General features: G+C 50.4%; 14 protein-coding genes. 2 read left to right on the top strand and 12 right to left on the bottom strand.

Translation table 11 applies throughout. The annotated features are described in order from the left end of the window. Positions 1-8 precede the first annotated feature (8 nt). The 6 genes from ACTJJJ_RS13740 to ACTJJJ_RS13715 all read right to left on the bottom strand — a co-directional run bounded on the left by ACTJJJ_RS13740 (position 9) and on the right by ACTJJJ_RS13715 (position 9577). The gene (locus ACTJJJ_RS13740) at positions 9-1445 is read right to left on the bottom strand and encodes a RagB/SusD family nutrient uptake outer membrane protein (RefSeq protein WP_440702092.1); all 1437 of its coding nucleotides are present in this window, start codon (positions 1443-1445) and stop codon (positions 9-11) included. Positions 1446-1481: 36 nt separating this feature from the next. Beyond that, complete coding sequence (locus ACTJJJ_RS13735; protein WP_440702091.1) at positions 1482-4817, bottom strand: TonB-dependent receptor; 3336 nt, start codon at positions 4815-4817, stop codon at positions 1482-1484. A 186-nt stretch (positions 4818-5003) separates the two neighbouring features. Continuing rightward, complete coding sequence (locus ACTJJJ_RS13730) at positions 5004-6128, bottom strand: FecR family protein (protein ID WP_440702090.1); 1125 nt, start codon at positions 6126-6128, stop codon at positions 5004-5006. A gap of 116 nt (positions 6129-6244) precedes the next feature. Further along, on the bottom strand, positions 6245-6844 hold the full coding sequence (locus ACTJJJ_RS13725) for an RNA polymerase sigma factor (RefSeq protein WP_188934282.1): 600 nt from the start codon (positions 6842-6844) through the stop codon (positions 6245-6247). A gap of 103 nt (positions 6845-6947) precedes the next feature. After that, on the bottom strand, positions 6948-7961 hold the full coding sequence (locus ACTJJJ_RS13720) for a T9SS type A sorting domain-containing protein (RefSeq protein WP_440702089.1): 1014 nt from the start codon (positions 7959-7961) through the stop codon (positions 6948-6950). Between the two features lie 71 nt (positions 7962-8032). Then, positions 8033-9577 carry a sulfatase family protein gene (locus tag ACTJJJ_RS13715; protein ID WP_440702088.1) on the bottom strand — a complete coding sequence of 515 codons (1545 nt, stop codon included), beginning with the start codon at positions 9575-9577 and terminating at the stop codon, positions 8033-8035. Positions 9578-9750: 173 nt separating this feature from the next. Here ACTJJJ_RS13715 and ACTJJJ_RS13710 point away from each other — a divergent pair, with 173 nt between their 5' ends. Next, the gene (locus ACTJJJ_RS13710; RefSeq protein ID WP_440702087.1) at positions 9751-10203 is read left to right on the top strand and encodes a DUF6934 family protein; all 453 of its coding nucleotides are present in this window, start codon (positions 9751-9753) and stop codon (positions 10201-10203) included. After that, on the top strand, positions 10200-10376 hold the full coding sequence (locus tag ACTJJJ_RS13705; protein WP_440702086.1) for a hypothetical protein: 177 nt from the start codon (positions 10200-10202) through the stop codon (positions 10374-10376). The genes ACTJJJ_RS13710 and ACTJJJ_RS13705 overlap by 4 nt, the downstream gene beginning before the upstream one ends. 61 nt (positions 10377-10437) lie before the next feature. On the opposite strand, the gene ACTJJJ_RS13700 is transcribed toward ACTJJJ_RS13705, so the two are convergent. From ACTJJJ_RS13700 to ACTJJJ_RS13675, 6 genes are all read right to left on the bottom strand, one after another. Next, positions 10438-11619 (bottom strand): cellulase family glycosylhydrolase, encoded by a 1182-nt coding sequence (locus ACTJJJ_RS13700; protein ID WP_440702085.1) that lies wholly within the window; start codon positions 11617-11619, stop codon positions 10438-10440. 21 nt (positions 11620-11640) lie between these two features. Further along, on the bottom strand, positions 11641-12666 hold the full coding sequence (locus ACTJJJ_RS13695) for a family 43 glycosylhydrolase (RefSeq protein ID WP_426292992.1): 1026 nt from the start codon (positions 12664-12666) through the stop codon (positions 11641-11643). 21 nt (positions 12667-12687) lie between these two features. Next, a complete protein-coding gene (locus tag ACTJJJ_RS13690; RefSeq protein ID WP_440702084.1) occupies positions 12688-14763 on the bottom strand; it encodes a hypothetical protein in 2076 nt (691 codons plus the stop codon). Then, positions 14756-15628, bottom strand: a complete 873-nt coding sequence (locus ACTJJJ_RS13685) for a sugar phosphate isomerase/epimerase family protein (RefSeq protein ID WP_440702083.1) — start codon at positions 15626-15628, stop codon at positions 14756-14758. The genes ACTJJJ_RS13690 and ACTJJJ_RS13685 overlap by 8 nt, the downstream gene beginning before the upstream one ends. Positions 15629-15687: 59 nt before the next feature. After that, positions 15688-16806 (bottom strand): Gfo/Idh/MocA family protein, encoded by a 1119-nt coding sequence (locus tag ACTJJJ_RS13680; RefSeq protein ID WP_440702082.1) that lies wholly within the window; start codon positions 16804-16806, stop codon positions 15688-15690. Positions 16807-16905: 99 nt separating this feature from the next. Next, positions 16906-17637 carry a ThuA domain-containing protein gene (locus ACTJJJ_RS13675; RefSeq protein WP_440702081.1) on the bottom strand — a complete coding sequence of 244 codons (732 nt, stop codon included), beginning with the start codon at positions 17635-17637 and terminating at the stop codon, positions 16906-16908. Positions 17638-17706: the final 69 nt, after the last annotated feature.

The raw sequence follows: 17706 nt of genomic DNA, 5'->3' as shown, positions 1-17706 counted from the left end.
TGAAATGCTTAGTAACCTGGATTCTGGTCTTTGGCAGTAATTGCCTTGTTATACAAAATCTCGGAATTCGGGATCGGCCATAGCATGTGCTTTTCGGCTACCACGATATTCTTTACTTCCAGAATGCGCTGTTTGGCTATCCCAAGGCGTTTCAGGTCGTTCCAACGCTTGCCTTCGTACATGGTTTCATAGCCCCGCTCCTGCACCACCTTGTCGATAAAGGTTTGCAATGTGAAATCAGCGAGTTTGAAATCGACCGTTGATACAGCATCCGCTGGCTTGCCGTAGGCGCGGCGGTGTACTTTGTTCAAGCTTTCAAGGGCTTCCGCCGTGGGTTTCCCGTTCGCGCGGGCGTCGGCTTCGGCGTGGAAAAGGAGCAAGTCGGCATAGCGGTACCACGGGTAGTCGTTACCTGCGCCGCCGGTTGCCAACGGATCGCGGTATTTGCGGAACAACATAGAAGTAGTACCAAGGCCAATATCCACATTATAAAGGATATGGTTTTTACGCAAATCCTTGAAATCCCAGTTTTTGATCACAGAATTGGAAACCGAATCGGTATACTGGGCGTACACACCGCCCGGGCCGTAGTAATTGTACTGACCGATTTTGCGGTGGGCATAACTCACCAGCCCGAAACCCTGCTGACGCGAGTATTTGAAATAGAAAATCTCCTCGCTCGTATTCACAACCTCCGGACCATAGATCTTCTGAAAATCCTCGGAAGTGGATACCGCCACCAGCGAATACTTTTTGGAATCAATCACTTCCTTCGCCTTCGCGCTCGATGGCTGCCATTGTGCGAGGTACATATAAACTTCCGAAAGCAGCGTTTTAGCAGCCCATTTGGTAGGGCGGCCTATTTCCGACGGGTTATCCGGCAGCCCGCTTTCAGCCACCAATGCATCCGCAACGATCAGTTTGTACACATCATCGACGCTCGACCTTGGAATGTCGGGCTCGGTCATATTCTCTTCCGTGCGCAACGGCACGCCCGCCCAGTTGCGCACGAGCGCGAAGTAAATGAGCGCACGCATATATTTGGCTTCCGCCACAAATGAAGCCTTTTCCGCATCCGTCATGCCCGTTCCTTTCGGCACATTGGCGATGACCAGATTCGCATTCCGGATCGACTGGTAGAAGTTGTCCCAGATCGTCGCGACGCGGTTGATGTTCGTATTATCCAGCCCCTGATACAAGCTCACAGGCGTCTGGGTACCTCTCGAATTACCATAATCGGCCAACCCTTCCAGCTGGGCAGGATAGTTGGTCGACAATGCAGGGTCCGTTCGCATCGGGCCGTAGATGGCGTTAACCGCAGCCTTGGCTTCCGCGGCGGTATTATAAAAATTCTCGGAGGCAAGCGACTTTGGTTTTTCTTCGAGAATATCCGAGCAAGCCATGCAAACCGCCGCCAAAAACAAACTGGTGAATATCTTTTTCATAATGATGATTTCTTTAACCGGTGATTAAACTGACCCTTAAAACCCAATTCTGAGCCCTACCGTGGTGGTTTTGGCAACAGGGTAAACGTAGTGGTCTACGCCCTGCACAATCGAATTGCCGCCTCCGTAAGAGTTGACCTCCGGATCGTACCACGAGTATTTGGTCAATGTGATCAGGTTCTGACCGCTCACATACAGTTGCCCGTATTTCATCCATTTGATATGCAGCTTGGCTACCGGCAGATTGTAGCTCAGCTGAATGTTTTTGAAGCGGAGATACGAGCCATCCTCCACAAAACGGTTCGACATTTGCGCCTGTGAGGAGGTTTTGATGATCGGGTATTTGGCGTTGGTGTTCTGCGGCGTCCAGTGGTTGAGGTACACTTCGCGTGGCATATTGAGCGCCTGCCCGTAGTCGTAACCTTGTCCCTGTGCACTGAGGTTAAAGATGTCGTTCCCCTGCGATCCCTGGACGAAGAATGTCAGTTCAAAGTTTTTGAATGACATATTCGAGTTGAAACCGTAGGTAAACTTGGGGTTCGGGTTACCGATGATCCGCTTGTCTCCGGCGTCGCGGCTGCCGCTGTTATTGTAATCTTCGTAGGCGATGAAACCCTTTTCGTCATACCCTTTTTCCACATAACCATAGAACGACCCGAGCGGGTAACCTTCACGAAGGATATTTACATTATCGTTCACAGCCGCACCGATTGTCTGCCCCAGGATGTCATTTCCGCCATAGAGCTTCATAACTTTGTTTCTGTTAATGGACAAATTGGTCGACACATTCCACTTAAATGCGCCTTCCAGCACAGTCGCATTCACACCGAATTCGAAGCCCTTGTTTTGAATTTTTCCGATATTCTGAATGGTAAATGTGTATCCGAGCGATGACGGCAGCGCCACGTTATTCAACAAGTCGCGGGTGTTTTTGATATAATAATCGGCCGTGACATTGACGCGGTTATTCCAAAGCCCGAGGTCGATACCGAAGTCAGTCTGGGCTGTGGTCTCCCATTTCAAAGATCCCGCGAGCCGGGTTCCGGGCGCATAGGAAGTCATGAATGCATCGCCAAACACGACCTGCCCCGAAGCAAGCTGGTTCAATGTAAAGTAGGGCTGAATGGACGTGTTACCCGTTTCTCCATATCCAACCCGGAGTTTCAAATCAGAGATAAAAGGAATGTTTTTGATAAATTCTTCCTCAGACATACGCCATGCAAGCGCTCCCGACGGAAAAAAGCCCCATTTCTGCCCGGCGCTGTACCGCGACGACCCGTCCGCACGAAAGCTGGCCGTTGCCAATATTTTGCTGTTAAAAGTGTAGTTAACACGCGCCAAGTAGGAAAGCAATGACCATTTCAAGTAGGAAGTGCTTGGTACTGTTTGCGTGGCAGCCGCACCGATATCGTAAGTTTCCTGATTATCGCTTATAAAACCGCTGCCGGAGGCATTCAGCGAATTGGAAGTATAATCCTGGTAAGTGAAACCTGCCACGGCCGAAACGCTGTGCTTGCCAAAGCCTTTGAGATAGCTCACGGTATTTTCACTCAAAAGACTTGTCACGCGTTGCGTACCCACCGCTGCGGTGCCTTTCGAGTTTACAAACTTGGTGGTCGTGTAAGTATCGGTACGGTCATCGGTGCTTTCGATACCGGCCATTGTTTTGATCACCAGACCTTTAACCGGCTCAAATGTAATGGCGCCGTTGGTCAGCACTTTGTTGGACCGGATTACGTCCGAATACTGATAGAGATAATTCAACGGGTTGGTAATCACATTGGAGCCCCAGGCATAAGCCTCTGCCAGTTTCGAATAGCTACCATCGGGAAGCGTGGAAGGGATGGTAGGGTAGCCGGAGAGCATAGCCGACATGAGCGTTCCGCCGCGGTTTCCTCTTTCGGAATTCTTACGGTCGGAATCGATGCGGCTTAGCAGGGAGCTGAGGTCGAATTTGAATTTCTTGCCGATGTCCGAGCTGAGGTTTATGCGCAATGCATTGCGCACATAGTCACTGCCGATTACGATCCCGTCCTGGCTGAAATTACTGGCTGCTACCGAGAAACGGGTCTTTTCGTTACCGCCGCTCACCGTCAGCGCATGGTTTTGAACGGGTGCTTTTTGGAACACCAAATCCTGCCAATCCGTACCTTTCCCGAATCCTGCGATCTGGTCGGGCGTGAAATGCGGTGCCAGTCCGTCGTTGGCCGCCTGCTCATTGTAAAAGTTGGCATATTCGGTGGCATTCATCAAATCCAGCTTTTTACGGATGGTTTGCACGCCGTAATAACCGTCATAGTCTACGCTCACGCGACCAGCCTTGCCTTTTTTAGTAGAAATGAGCACCACGCCATTAGCCCCGCGCGAACCGTAAATAGCAGTTGCCGAAGCATCTTTTAAAACTTCAATCGATTCAATATCAGCATTATTCAGCAATGTCGGATTACCTGAATAGGGAAAACCGTCCACTACATACAAAGGCTCGTTGCTACCCTGGATGGAGTTCGTGCCCCGCACACGCACGCTGATAGAGCTGCCCGGAGCACCCGTATTCTGCGACACATACACACCCGCCGCGCGCCCCGCGAGCGATTGCACGAGGTTGGTAGCCGGGTAGGCATTTAGTTCCGATGATTTGATGGAAGCAACCGAGCCGGTAAGGTCGGTTTTCTTGATCTGGCCATAACCGATCACGACAATTTCCTGCAATGATTTGTCTTCCAGAACCATGCTGACCGTCAGTTCCGTCTGGCTTCCGAGTACTATTTCCTGCGATTTATAACCTACAAAACTGAAAACCAGTACCGAATTAGGCGCGCTCGTTTCGGGAAGTTCGAGCTGAAAATTCCCCTCGGGGTTGGTGGTCGTTCCAGTTTGTGTTCCTTTCAGGACAATACTCACCCCGGGTAGCCCCGTATTCGAATCGCCATCGAGCACTTTGCCTGAAACCGCCCGTTTAGGTGCATTAGCCGGTAATGGCTGCGCGGCCGGCGCATCGGGCGAGGTAGTTTCTATTCTTCTGAGGATGATGATCTTGCCCGATACTTCGTAATCGAGCCCTAGCGGCGTCAGAATATGGTCGAGCGCCTCGTAAAGGGGTTTGTCTTTGAGGGAAACAGTCACTTTCCGGGCCGATTTGATCAGTTTGGAACTGAAAACAAACCGTACGTCCACCTGCTTTTCCACCTGGCTGAGTACCTTCTTCACTTCACTGCCGTTCGCTGTCACCGACACTTTCTGGCTTAGAAGGGATTGCGCACTACCTTCACGTGCATAACCCGCGACGATAAACACCAAGGCAAGCATGAGTTGAGTAGCTGTCATTCGCATGGTCCACAGTAATACCCTACGGTACTTTAAAGGTTTTTTCATAGATTTGATTGTTTTGTAGAATGAGAAATTTGGCAAAACGCTCCCTGCCTCCTTCGGGAGGAAAATGGCGACCAACCTGTCAGGGAATTTTCGGAGCCGGTGATGCGGGAACATTGCCGGCTCTTCTTTTGGGGTAAACTTTCTGTTTCTTCTGTTCTGTTTTAAAGGGTTACGTGATTGTTCTTGTTAATTCCGGCATCCTTTGCTGTGGATGATCACCTGGCCGTCGACGATCTCGTAACTGGATTCTACGGCCTTGCAAATAATGTTGAGCTTGTCGTGCAGTGTCTGGTTGTCGAGGTGTGCCGTGAGCGGGCAATCTTTCAATAATGCCTCGTCATAAATAATATCGATCCCATAGGCCCTGGCGATGGTATTGAAAACGTCGCTGGCAGGTGTATCTTCAAATTCGAACTGGGGTATTTCGGCTTTGGAAACTACCATTTCAGGTTTTTCGACCAACGTTTTCACCATTTTGACCTCGTTGCGGGCGTAGATGATCTTCTGGTTCGGGGTAAGCACTACTCCCTGCAACTGCTTGTCGGCCACTTTCTCTTTCAAATGCGGGTCCGACTGAGCAAATACGGCCACTTTTCCGGTTTTCACCTCTACGGTCACTTCCCGGGAATCGCCATAAGCTTTAATGCGAAAACTGGTACCCAAAACTTTCGTAACCAATCCATTGGCGTACACGAGAAACGGGTGGTCAGTATCTTTGGCGATGTCGAAAAACGCTTCTCCTTCCAAAAAAACTTCCCGCCGCTCTCCGTCGAACCGTTCGGGGTAGCGAATGCGGCCTTTCGGCGCGAGGCTGATCTTACTGCCGTCCGCTAATGCAATCTCAATAGTTTGGGAACTCGAATTGATTTTTTCCGTTAATGCGTCGCTATGCTCGATCATGCCGTTCTGCTGCCCGAGCTGCGGTTTTTCATCCGGCCTGATCGTCACAGAATACACCGCCCAGCCCAACAACACGATCAATGCCACAGAAGCCGCAAACTGCATCCAGGGAATGGAAAATGCCGGTATCAACCGACGCGAAGTCCGGGCGGACTCGTCACCGGCTTCGGTAATGCGGCCAAGCGTCTGTTTCACGACCTGATTAATTTCCGCATCGCCGATCTCAGGCTCGTGCAGACGCAGGGAAAGCACAATGGCCTTGGCTTGCTCCACTTTTTCGAGCATTTCGGGATTGGCATCAATCCAGTCGTCCCAAAGCGCATCGGTTTCAGGGGTGGGCGACAATGTCCATTGGCGAAAGAAATCGTCCCAGACAAAGTCTTCAACAGAAAAATCGTTGTAGCGGTCCATACCAGTTCATTGTGTCTAAATGTGTATAGACAAGGTCGGGCGCCAGATACCAACAATTTTTAAATTATTTCTTCAAAAAAGAATAAAAACAGATAAGGCAGCTGTTGATCCGCGGATTAGAATAGAAAATGCAGTAGAAAAAATATAAGAAATTCCGCTTTCCAATGTGCTTTCAGATGCCGGATTGCAATTTGGAGCAGGTTAGAAACCGTCTGCGGCGACACGGCCATCACCTCGGCGATCTGGTCCCGGCTGAGCTCCTGGAAAAATTTGAGATATACCACTTCCTTTTGCCGCCGGGGCAATGCGTTCAGCAATTTCTGCAATTGGAGCGTTCGGGTGTTAGTCGCTTCGTTGCGGATGTAGTCGTCTTCCACTGAAAATTCGATCTCGAAATAATCGTCCTCGTCCTGCAATGCCTCCCCGCCTACCCATGTACGCGAGGATACCTGGCGGTGCATCAGCCGCCGGAGCGACGCCATCAGATAGGGCTTCACAGCCGCGTCGGGACTAAGGTTATCTCTCTTTTCCCACAATATCATAAAGAGGTCCTGAATACTGTCCTTTACGAGTTCGCGGTCTTTGGAAAACTTGCTTCCGTAGCGGAAAAGCAGGCGAAAATTATCGGACATCAGCTTTTCGAACGCGCGCACCTCCCCCGCCAGGAAATCCTGCCAGAGCACGCGATCTTCCGGAAAAGAGGACTTTGAATTCATAACTTGTTGAAAGGGACGACTAAATAAGTCAAACTTAACCGCAAACTCAATTTATTTTACAAGATTAGTTTAATTGAATCAGGTTATCGTCCTATCGCAACTATTACTCGATCATCACTTTAAGTGCCTGGTTTTTACCATTCTGACTTTGAAATTGCAAAATGTAAATACCGGAGGCGGGTGGGCTCAGCGGTTTCAGGCTTAATTTATCCGGGCCTTCGGTTACCGTTTTTAAAGGCAGCACCTTCCCATTTATGCCAATCAGACGAATTGAGGCCGCATTTACCCCTTTGGCCGAAAGTGTGATATGATCTCTCCTGGCCGGATTGGGAGCGATGAATGTATGATGCGCAATCGGTCCCGGTTTCCCGTTATCAATCGATATTCCATCGATACGAACCTTGCCCACGCCATTTCGGAAGCGTATTTCGAAATTCGAAAGTTTGGTTTCGGAATAGGGCGATGTGCCGGGATAGGCTTTCGTGTTTCGCGAGATGGGTTCGTCGTTTACCCAAAGATCGTAGGTGCCAGGCCGCGCGGTTTCTTCGGCGGAAGCGGCATTGACATGATATACGAAAGGTTTCCCCGAGTTATTCAGGGCCCAGGTGAGTGTAACCTGCTTTTTCTCGGGATAAGTTTTGCTAACCTGCCGCGTTTCCAGATCCTTGATATTGAAGCCATCTTCCAGAAAGTTCACCGAGCATTTGGCAAACATCAGCCCATTGCCGGGAAATGAATTGTTGACAGGATTGAAATCTTCGCCGACGTAAAAATACAACGCATTCAATGCCGGAGCCTGAATGCCCTCTACACTGAATGTGATCCGAACGATCAGCGTTTCGGGGTTGGGACTGAATGGCGTGGCTCGCATAGCACGTATAATCCCCCCCGTTGCCGAATCCAGCCGGCTGCGGGTGAGCTCCATGTAGCCTTTGTGGAATTTGTGGTAGGACAGCGCCGGAGCGGTAAGAATGACGTGGCTGAACTGACCGGTATCAGGCTGTGGGTTGATCAGGCCCGTAGTTTGGTTGAAATCCTGATGGAAGTAGATGGTTTGGGCGCTGCCGGCTATTGATGCCAGCAGCGCGAATACGGAGGTAAAGTATTTTTTTAGCATAAACCGGTTAGGAGTTTATGCATTTAGACGTTGAAGGTTTGAAATGGTAACAGGTTGTAGAAGTAAATTTTTCAATGGCTCCTTCCAGCCTCCCGAACTTTTTCAAGCTCCGCGGCCATAGCCTTCACTTTCGCGGGATACTTGTCGGCCACATTGTTTTTCTCCCCAATATCCTTACTCAAATCATACAACTGAGGTTTCGGATTAGCCCCCGTCTCGATATTCGTAAGCTCGGCAACCGCCTTACCTTCACGCGGCTCGATGTACTTCCAATTTCCCTGGGTAATAGAAAGTGCCCCACCCTGCTTGATCAACCAGCTACGTCCCGTCTGGCTTTTGCCCAACATGGCATCCATTACGTTAAAGCTATCGACAGCCTCCTCGCTTTCCGTTTTCTGCTGAAAAAAATGCGCGAACGAAGCCATCATATCGATCTGGCAGATCAACGCATCCGAAACCGTACCCGGCTTGATCGCCTGTGGCCAGCGCGCGAGCCAGGGCACGCGGGTACCACCCTCGAATGCGCTGTACTTGCCTCCACGCAGCGGGCCAGCCGCGCTGTGGCCTTTCGCCAGTTCTACGGCACGGTCGGCATAGCCATCGTCCAGTACCGGACCATTGTCGCTTGAAAAGATGATCAGCGTGTTATCTGCGATTTTAAGTTCGTCGAGTTTCTTCAAAATCTCGCCTACAGTCCAGTCCATTTGCAGGATCACATCACCTCGCAGTCCCATTTTGCTTTTGCCTTTAAATTGCGTGCTCGGCATTCGTGGAACGTGAATGTCGTTGAGCGAAAAATAGAGAAAAAACGGGCTTTTGCGGTTGTCTTCAATGAATTGTTCGGCCTTGCTTAGGAATACGTGTGCGACTTCTTCGTCGGTCCAGCGGGCCTGCTTACCGCCCGTCATCCAGCCGATCCGACCGATACCGTTCACAATAGTATTATTATGTCCATGATTTGGCGAAGCGGGCAATTTCAACAATTCAGGATTTTCGAGACCTGTCGGCTCACTGCCGATCTTTTTGGAATAATCAACCTCAATAGGGTCGGTCGGATCGAGGTCCTGCACGTCGTGGTTTTCAACAAAAACCGTCGGAACGCGGTCCGAGGTTGCGGGAAAGAAGAACGCATAATCAAAGCCCACTTCATTCGGGCCTTTGGTAATGGGCTTATTCCAATTGATTTGTCTGTTGGTTTCGCCCAGGCCAAGATGCCACTTGCCGACCGAGGCGGTTTTATAGCCTGCATTCTGAAAGATCGTCGGTAATGTCAGCTGGTTGGTCGGGATGATCAGCGAAGCATCGCCGGGAAGCACGCCCGTACCCTTTTGCCGCCAGGGATATTTGCCCGTCATGAGCGCGAAGCGCGAGGGCGTACACGTGGCCGAGCTCGCATGCGCGTTCGTGAAGCGGATGCCTTCCTTCGCAATGCGGTCAAGGTTAGGCGTACTGATTTTGGTAGCGCCATATGCACTGAGGTCGCCGTAACCGACATCGTCGGCGTAGATAAAAATGACATTGGGTTTGGATTGCTTTTTCTGCGCGTTTACCGCAAGCGGCAAAAGCATGACCGCCGCCAGTAGCCACGACGTCATCCGGGAATGTGTTAATTTCATAAGATGGGGTTAAGAATTCAGGCCGTGAAGATATTCATTCGGAACGATTCCGCCGGTTGAAAAGCGAAAGTTTACCCTTGCCGGCGTTTTCGAAAATAAAGTAACCGCCTGATAAACGGATTTGGAGAGGGCCTGGCGAAAAGTGTAATGTTGTGATATTACACCACTATGTTATGGATCAATTGTATTACAACGTCAACGAACTAATGGAAGGTCTGCGATTTGAATACCTCAGTACCGGGCAAAAAATCATTCGCAAAGCTATCGTATTTCATGAAACTAGAATTCCGTTTTTGTATTCGCTTACGCTTGGAGATATTGATGCCGATGGCAAACTATCAACAGAAAGTCGAAGCAATAACGGTGACATGGCCAAGAACCTGGCAACCGTTTATAGAACAGTAGAACAATTCCTAATCAACAATCCGAGAGCATTGATTATTTTTAGTGGTAACACAACATCAAAAACCAGACTATATCAAATCGCAATTGCCAAATATCTGGACCATTTTTTAGATAGATATCTGATTTGGGGAATTCGTTGTGACAACGACCAACGAGAGACATTCCAATTGAACCAGGCTTACCAAGGATTTTTTATAACCAACAAAGTTTTATCGTCATGAGCAACCGTGATATCAAAATCGCAAAAAAGAAAGCCAGAGTAACCCGGGGAAAATCCGAAATGATTGGTGAATATGCCACTATCGAGGAGCTTGTTAAAGCAAAGGAGGCGGAATTAAAAAAGGTGATACCAGAACTCGACCTTCCAGTTCTCTTACAGCGCATAGGCAAATGAAAAACGCTCTGCCTGCAATCAAGCGAACAGAGCGTTTCTAGCTACGGTTCAGACATGAATCTTACTTTGCAGCAGTCAACTTCTTAATCAAATCAACCTCAGCCTGCTTGTAAGGCGTTCCGTCTTTTCTGAAAATATCGTGGAACCACAAGTCCGGCTCTTTGGTATAGGTCTTTTTCCAGCTGTCCCAGGGGTAAATGGTTTGTGATTTACCGTCCACAAGGCCCCAGTTAATGGCACCTACATTGTATTTTTTGGCAACCGGGAGCGAACCTTCAAAAAAGCTGCCGTTCCCGCGCGACATGTACTCGGTACAGATCATCGGGCGGTCGTATTGCTGCAACCACTTGATGCGCTTCTCAAATTCCTGCGCGTTTTCGTAATTGTGGAATGTAATGACGTCCGATTGGTCGATTTGTGCTTTTTCGATCGGTTTCAAAGTCTGCGGAGTCGACCAGTCGCCAGCCCATACACCCGATGAGAGCGGCTGCGAAGGGTTCACCGAACGTGCCCATTCGAAAGATTTTACCATAAGCGGCAACACGTAATCCACTTTGTTGGGCAGTTCCACTTTACCATACGAGCTGTTGTTGGTGTTATCAGGCTCGTTCCAGATATCCCACATCAACACCCGGTCGTCGTTCGCGAATGCGGCAACGGTGCCTTTCACATATCTTTCCAGACGCGGGTATTGCGTGCTGTCCTTCAATGCATCGAAACCCGGGTTTTGTACCCAGCCCGAGTTGTGAACACCTGGTTTAGGATCGCGCTGCTTGCCCAGTTTCGGGAACGGGTCCCAGCAAGAATCAAACAGCACCAGCACAGGTTTGATATTGTGTTTTTTGGTAATGTTCAGGAATGTGTCAAGCCGTTTGATAAATCCTGCGGAATCCTGCTGATAGAGCAGGTCGTGCAGGTACACACGCATGGTGTTCATGCCAATGTTCTGTGCCCAGCCAAGTTCCTTATCAATGGTAGCAGTGTCGAAAGATTCCGCCTGGAACATTTCGAGCTGGTTGATGGCAGTACTAGGCAGGAAATCGGCGCCTACAAGCCAGCCTTGTTTGGCATACCATTCCTTGGCTTGCTCTTTGGCCCATATTTCGCGGCCGGCGTCCCGGCGACCGGCGGCGGTTTGCTCCTGTGCTGGGGCTTCTTCTCTCTTCTCGTCTGCTTTCTTGGCGCAGTTCTGCAACATGAGGCAGGCCGCAAAAGCCCAGATCGTCGTTTTTAACAATTTCATCAGGTATAAGAATTGGTTTTGTTATTTAAAAAGAGGTGCAGGCCGATTTTCTAAGCTTGGCTCCGCATTGGAAATTTCAGGCCAGCCATTTTTCCAGGTCAGTTTGTCCAGCATCAGTACCCTACGATTGGCACCAGTGGATACCCTTGGCTGAGCTTTACTAATGGCATGATAAAGCAGCCAGTCATTGCCGGCATCGTCGGTTACCCATCTTGCATTGTGCCCCGGACCCGCATATTGATCGTTGCCGTGGAGCAGAATGGTACCCGTACCGCGTTCCTTCAAGTCTTTCCCTTCCTGGTCCAGAAATGGGCCAAAAATACTTTTGGAACGCCCTACCCGGATATGATATTTGCTATTCTCGAATTCACAACAGCTTTCCTTCGAACCAAAAAAATAGTAGTACTCGCCTTTTTTCTGGATCATTACGGCCTCGAAATCACCCGCCGCCACTTTAAATTTCCTGGAAAGGTCAGGTACCGATTTGCCGTCGGCCGACAATTCCACCCCATAAGTACCCTGCGTAGGCTTATCGCTAAAACTGCCCCAGAAAACATACTTTTTACCGTCAGCTTCGAGATAAAACGGGTCAATCGAATTTGGAACTTCTACATCCGCACTATTGAACAGTTTCCCCTGATCCATAAACGGGCCTGTTGGCGAATCTGCAATCGCGAGTCCCACACCCGGATTGACATCGCCCCAAGTCGAATAGGCGTAGTACATGAGGTACTTGCCATTCACTTTTACCACATCCGGTGCCCAGATACCCCCTTTTTCCTTCCAGGCAGGCTTTGCAACAAATGCTTCTTTGACATAGTCCCAATGCACAAGGTCTTTGGACCGGACAATCGGAATCAGACGGGAACCGTTGCCATCGCCCCAATCGTCCTGCGTACCATAGGCGTAAAACCAGCCGTCGTCCGCCTTCACGACCGTCGGATCGGCCAGAATGGGTTCAAAAACCGGGTTCTTGTACTCCTTATCGCCAGGCCCGGGGCCGGTCAGCAAAAAGGAAATAAGTAGTGATAAGAGTGGTCTGATCATTTCAGATTTGGTTTAATATCGTTATTCCAGCCAGATAATCTGGGTAAATGCGCCATTGGCCGCCACATCCCAGAATTCTACCCTTAGCCATTTCCGGCCTTTCAGGTTTTGGGTAAATTTAAAGCTCTTCTGACCGAATGCCTGTGTGTCGTTCAAATTAATCATGTCGTGAAAAACTTCTTTGCCATCGCCTGAAATCACCTCGGCACGGTTAAGCGGGAAAGTCCATTTGGCATCCAGGCTGATCTCTACATTCCCTTTCGCGTCCGGCTTAGCCGTTTCGCCTACCACGGCATTGTTTACTCTAAATGCCGGAATCAGCACCTCTCCCGTCGTCACGAAAAACTTCCCTTTCCGCATGGCGTCGAGTACAGGCTGCCAGCCGTCTTCGAAGCGCGGAAGCTGGTCGAGTTGGAGGTAATTGACATTTAAATGGCCATACAATTCGTAATTAGGCTCAATGCGGAAAAGATCCGCTTCGGCCAGCACATTCTTTTTGTAACCCCAGTTCGCCATATCGTCCATCAGGTCGAGCATGCGTTTGCCCAATTTCGGTTGCGACAAATCGGCCGGCATTGCTTTCCACGCCGCGCCGAGAAAACGATCGGATTTGAAGAATGCCTCGTCCTTATGCTTGTCGGGGAAGCCGGTGGAGCCTTTCGTGCGCGCGTGTGCCGTCCACGCGAGGCCGTTTTCCATTTCCAGTAATTTCAGCATTTCGTCTTTGTTACCGATGCGGTAGACTTTGCCATATTCCGGATGGTCTTCCACAAAAGGCTGATCCTTTTCTCTCGACATGAGCCAGTACACCGGTTTTGGAAAGATATTCATCCAGTGCCCTCCGAAAAAATTGTTCGGCTCCTCGCCCGGCAGTAACAGGAAATTTCCTCCCGAAAGTCGTGCGCATTCCGCGAACATCATTTTCAGCTCGGGCCAGCGCTTAGCCTCCGGTCCGCGTGGGCTACCCGGCCCGTGGAACTCGGCCAAATGCACAATGTTTACACCCGTATTCCTGAATGCTTTTACAAAACCAGGCATATCCGGCAAAGGCTTACGCGTGAGCACATCGTCCACATGCTCCTGATGGAAATGGCTGGACATCGTGTAGTAGCCTGGAAGCGGCTCGTATTTGTCCGAATGCGTAAATGCCTTCACATTTTCCAGCACTTTACCATCCTTCTCCCGGCTTAGCAAGCAGAAGAAATTGTACCGTTGCTGCGTTCCCGGCGGTGCGTTGAACCACGGCACCCAGCGACGGTCGCCGAGCAAATCATGACGAATGCCGATCCCAAAACCCGGAAGCAGATTGCGGTAATTCTCGCCATACCAGATGTGTTCAAGGTTATAGCAATTATCCAGCGGATAAAAATACTGGTGTGGTGCCGGGAAAACGGCCAGGTTGCCTTCCTTACCCTGCCCGATGATCGTCCGGTATTTCACGGCCATCATTTCAACGGTGTCCATTTTGGCAACCGCCACATTCCGCATGTAATCCTCTGTATCGGCCCAGAAAAGCTTCTTCCAGGGCGTGTCGCGGGATGTTAGGCCGATATCGTAAATCACAGCCAGCGAATCGACGTTCGTCGACATTACCGCGGCCACATTCATCAACGGGCTGCCATTGTATAATGTAAATTGAATGGAACCGGAGAACGGGCCGGCTTTGGCACCGTTGACGGTAATTTCGGTCCGCGAGCCGCTACTGACCACTTTTACGTCCGTTTTTTCGAGCTTAACGGCATAGCTCTGGTATTTCTGGTAAGCTGTTTTATCGAAGAAAATATTCCAGCCATTTTGCGAAACAAGGTCGCGCTTGCCTACGGTGAGGATAACGGCCGGATCGAGGTTGCGGGCGATGGTGTATTGTTTTTCTTTGGTACCAACGCCCAAGCTGCCGATCAGCGGGTTTGTTTTGTTCAAATCAATGGAAACCTTTGCGGTCTCCGCATTGCCAGCGGGCCATTCGATACTCAGCATAGCTTCGCCGACGGTCGCCTGGACGCCGCTTTTCTTGTCAAAACCTTTTAAATCTACGAGAACCTGTGCTTGCAGGTTTACCGCAGCCATTGACAAGAAAAAAAACAGGATCTTACGCATTGACGATGGAATGTGTTGGAACAAAAAGTTTCTTGTAAAAAGCGAGCCCTTCTTCGGCCAGCTCATCGGCGCTGTTGGCCAAGGGTCGCCAGATGCAGGCTGCACGCGCGAGTTCTTTGGAGGGTTGTCCGAAGGTTTCGATCACTACCGCGCCGTCGTAGCCAATATCGGCAAGCGCTCCCTGAATGCCATGCCACTCCAAATGGCCGGTGCCTGGCGTGCCGCGGTCGCTTTCGTTCCCTTGTACATGACAAAGCAGATCTTTCCCGATTTTCCTGATCGAAGCCGGAATATCTTTTTCCTCAATATTCGAATGAAAAGTATCCAGCACGATTTTCAGGTTTCGATTTCCTACTTCTTCCAAAATGGACAATGCCTGATCGACGGTGTTGATCATGTCGGTTTCGAAGCGATTCAAAGGCTCCAAACCCAGCGTTACCCCGCAATCGCCTGCGATTTGGCTTACTTCTTTTAAAATATCCACACACCACGCCCGCTCCTGTTTTTTCTGTTCTTCCGAAACAATGCGCGTCTTGCCGACGGCCGAATATACCGGCCCGCCAAATACGGGACTGTCCATTTGCTGAGCAATGCGGATGCAGTCGATAATGTACTGCTTTCCGATCTCACGGAATGCGGGATTGGTACTGGAAATGTCCCGTTCCGGCCCGAATGCACCGCTGATGGTGATTTTCAGGTCGAGGTCGCGGGCGGCGTCCTTGATGAGTTTCCAGTCGATAATGCGGGTATCTTCCACGGCTATTTCTACAATGTCATAACCCATGTTTTTAACCTTGCTGAGCAGGTCGATATTGGCAGTCGAAAACGGGGATACCCAGATAAATGTGCTGGCTCCGAATAACATAAGGGTTCAGGTTTAGCCAAAAGCCAGGTTTTGAGGCCTGGCTTTTTATTTAAAGTTAATTATTCATCAAAACTCGGCACGTCCACACGAATCCCGCCCTTCATGGCCGACTCATGCGCACAAATACCCGCGCAGGTGTAGTTAGCGGCCAAAGCCGCGTCCACCGCCGAATCGCGGCCTTCAACAATCGCCGCCACGAATTCCTGCACCAAATGCGGGTGCGAGCCGCCGTGACCAGCACCTTGGAGAAACGAGACGTGGTTCGGGTCGTCGATCTTCTCGCGTTTGGTAAAATGTTTGATAGGTTCGATCAGGAGCTCATCCGTATCCGGCACATTGATGCGCGACGCGTTTTCGCCGCCATCGAACACCACATGCTCCTCGTCCTGTAACTGCTCCCATTCGAACGACATTTTGGTGCCATACACATCGTAGCTCTCGCGGTACTGGCGCACCACATCGAAGAGCGAGCGGGTCGCTTCGGCCACCACGTTGCTACCACGCAATGTAAATGTGGCTGTTTCAACGGCAAATGGTGATCCATAGCGGCTGGCGAGGTCGTCGCTCAACCGGCCCGAGCCGTGACAAACTACCGTTTCAGCAATGGTATTGTTGATTTTCAAAAGCGGGGAAATGGCGTGGGTACCATTCAGCATCGGCGGGTAGCCTTTCCAATATTCGCCCCAGCCTTCCATGCTCATATCCTGGATGTGCGAGCCGCGCACGAACTGAATGCGGCCGAGCTGGCCGGTTTGCGCGAGGTTCAATCCATAGAGGAATTCGCGGGTATAAAGCGCCGTTTCCATCATCATATATACTTTGCCCGAGCGGCGTTTGGCCTCCACAATCGCTTTGCAATCCTCGACGGTCATCGCCATCGGGATCGTGCAGGCGGTGTGCTTGTTGGCATTGAGGGACGCCAGGGTCATGCGTGCGTGGTCGGGCACGGGCGTTACCACGTGTATCGCGTCCACGTCGTCGCGCTTGGGAACGTCTTCGAAATGCTCGAAAACCAGGTTAGGGTCGAGATTGAACTTGGCAGTCAGCTCATCGCGGGTTTGTTTGCTGCGGGTACAGATCCCCACCGCCTTGATGTTCGGGTGGCTTTGATAGATGGGGATAAACTCCTTCCCGAAACCCATACCCACGATAACTACTGTGATTTGCTTGTCGCTCATTGCTGTTTTGTTTAAAGGCCCCAGGCTGAAGCCTGGGGTTAAGAAATGGATTGATTTGTTTCTTTTTGAGCCTGCGGCGCCGGGTTCCTCCTCACGTGCTCAGTGGCCGGCCGCCCATTCTACGGCATTGCGCAGGATGGTTTGGTATGGCTCGATGGTATGTGACTTGGCATCATGCCCTAATGCGATCCCGACTATCCTTCCTTTTGGATATTTCACAATAAAAATGCTTGGGAAAACTTTGTCGGAAGTTTCAGCCTTGGCCGTCGCGAGCACTTCAATGGGCGTTCCGGCTGCATCGGGTTTGAAATAATACAGCTCATCGTCCAGCTTGAAGCTTGTTGGAACGCCTTTCGTTACCGGGTGTTTCTGCGTAATGGTTACCTCGAACAGCCCATATTTATCATGGCCTTTGGAGCCACCACCTACCAACTTCTGGTTGTATTCCGGCCAGTCGGCCCAGTTGTACCAAAGCGCGGGATGCGCCAGTACCAGGCCATTACCGGCATCCACAAATGCAAAAATGGCTTTGCGGGTGGCTTCGTCGGCAATGGGCTGGTTGTTGCTCAGGTAAAGCACGTCGATGTCTTTCAGCTTCGCCAGGATAGTCGACGGATCGCTGGTGTATTCCACCGTCGCGAGGCCACCTTTCCGGAGTGTTTGTACATCTTCCTGTTTGTACCACCGGTCAAAATCGTGGGAGGCGCCGCCGCCTACGAGCAACACGCGGATCGCCTTTTTCTTTCCGGGGCTTTCCGCCATTGCATTACTGGAAATCATGGCTAACAGAAGCAATAATGCGGCAATGGTTTTCAAGGTTGAACGGGCCATTTCGAGTCTATGTGTTAAAATTTATGAGTTTTAAATTTATGAGCGGCGGGTCGCAGCGGTTCAAAATCA

The sequence above is a fragment of the Dyadobacter sp. 22481 genome, assembly GCF_052044875.1.
In the GTDB taxonomy this organism is placed as follows: domain Bacteria; phylum Bacteroidota; class Bacteroidia; order Cytophagales; family Spirosomataceae; genus Dyadobacter; species Dyadobacter endophyticus.
The sequence above is the reverse complement of the archived record's forward strand: the minus strand, read 5'-3'. Positions and strand labels throughout refer to the sequence as shown.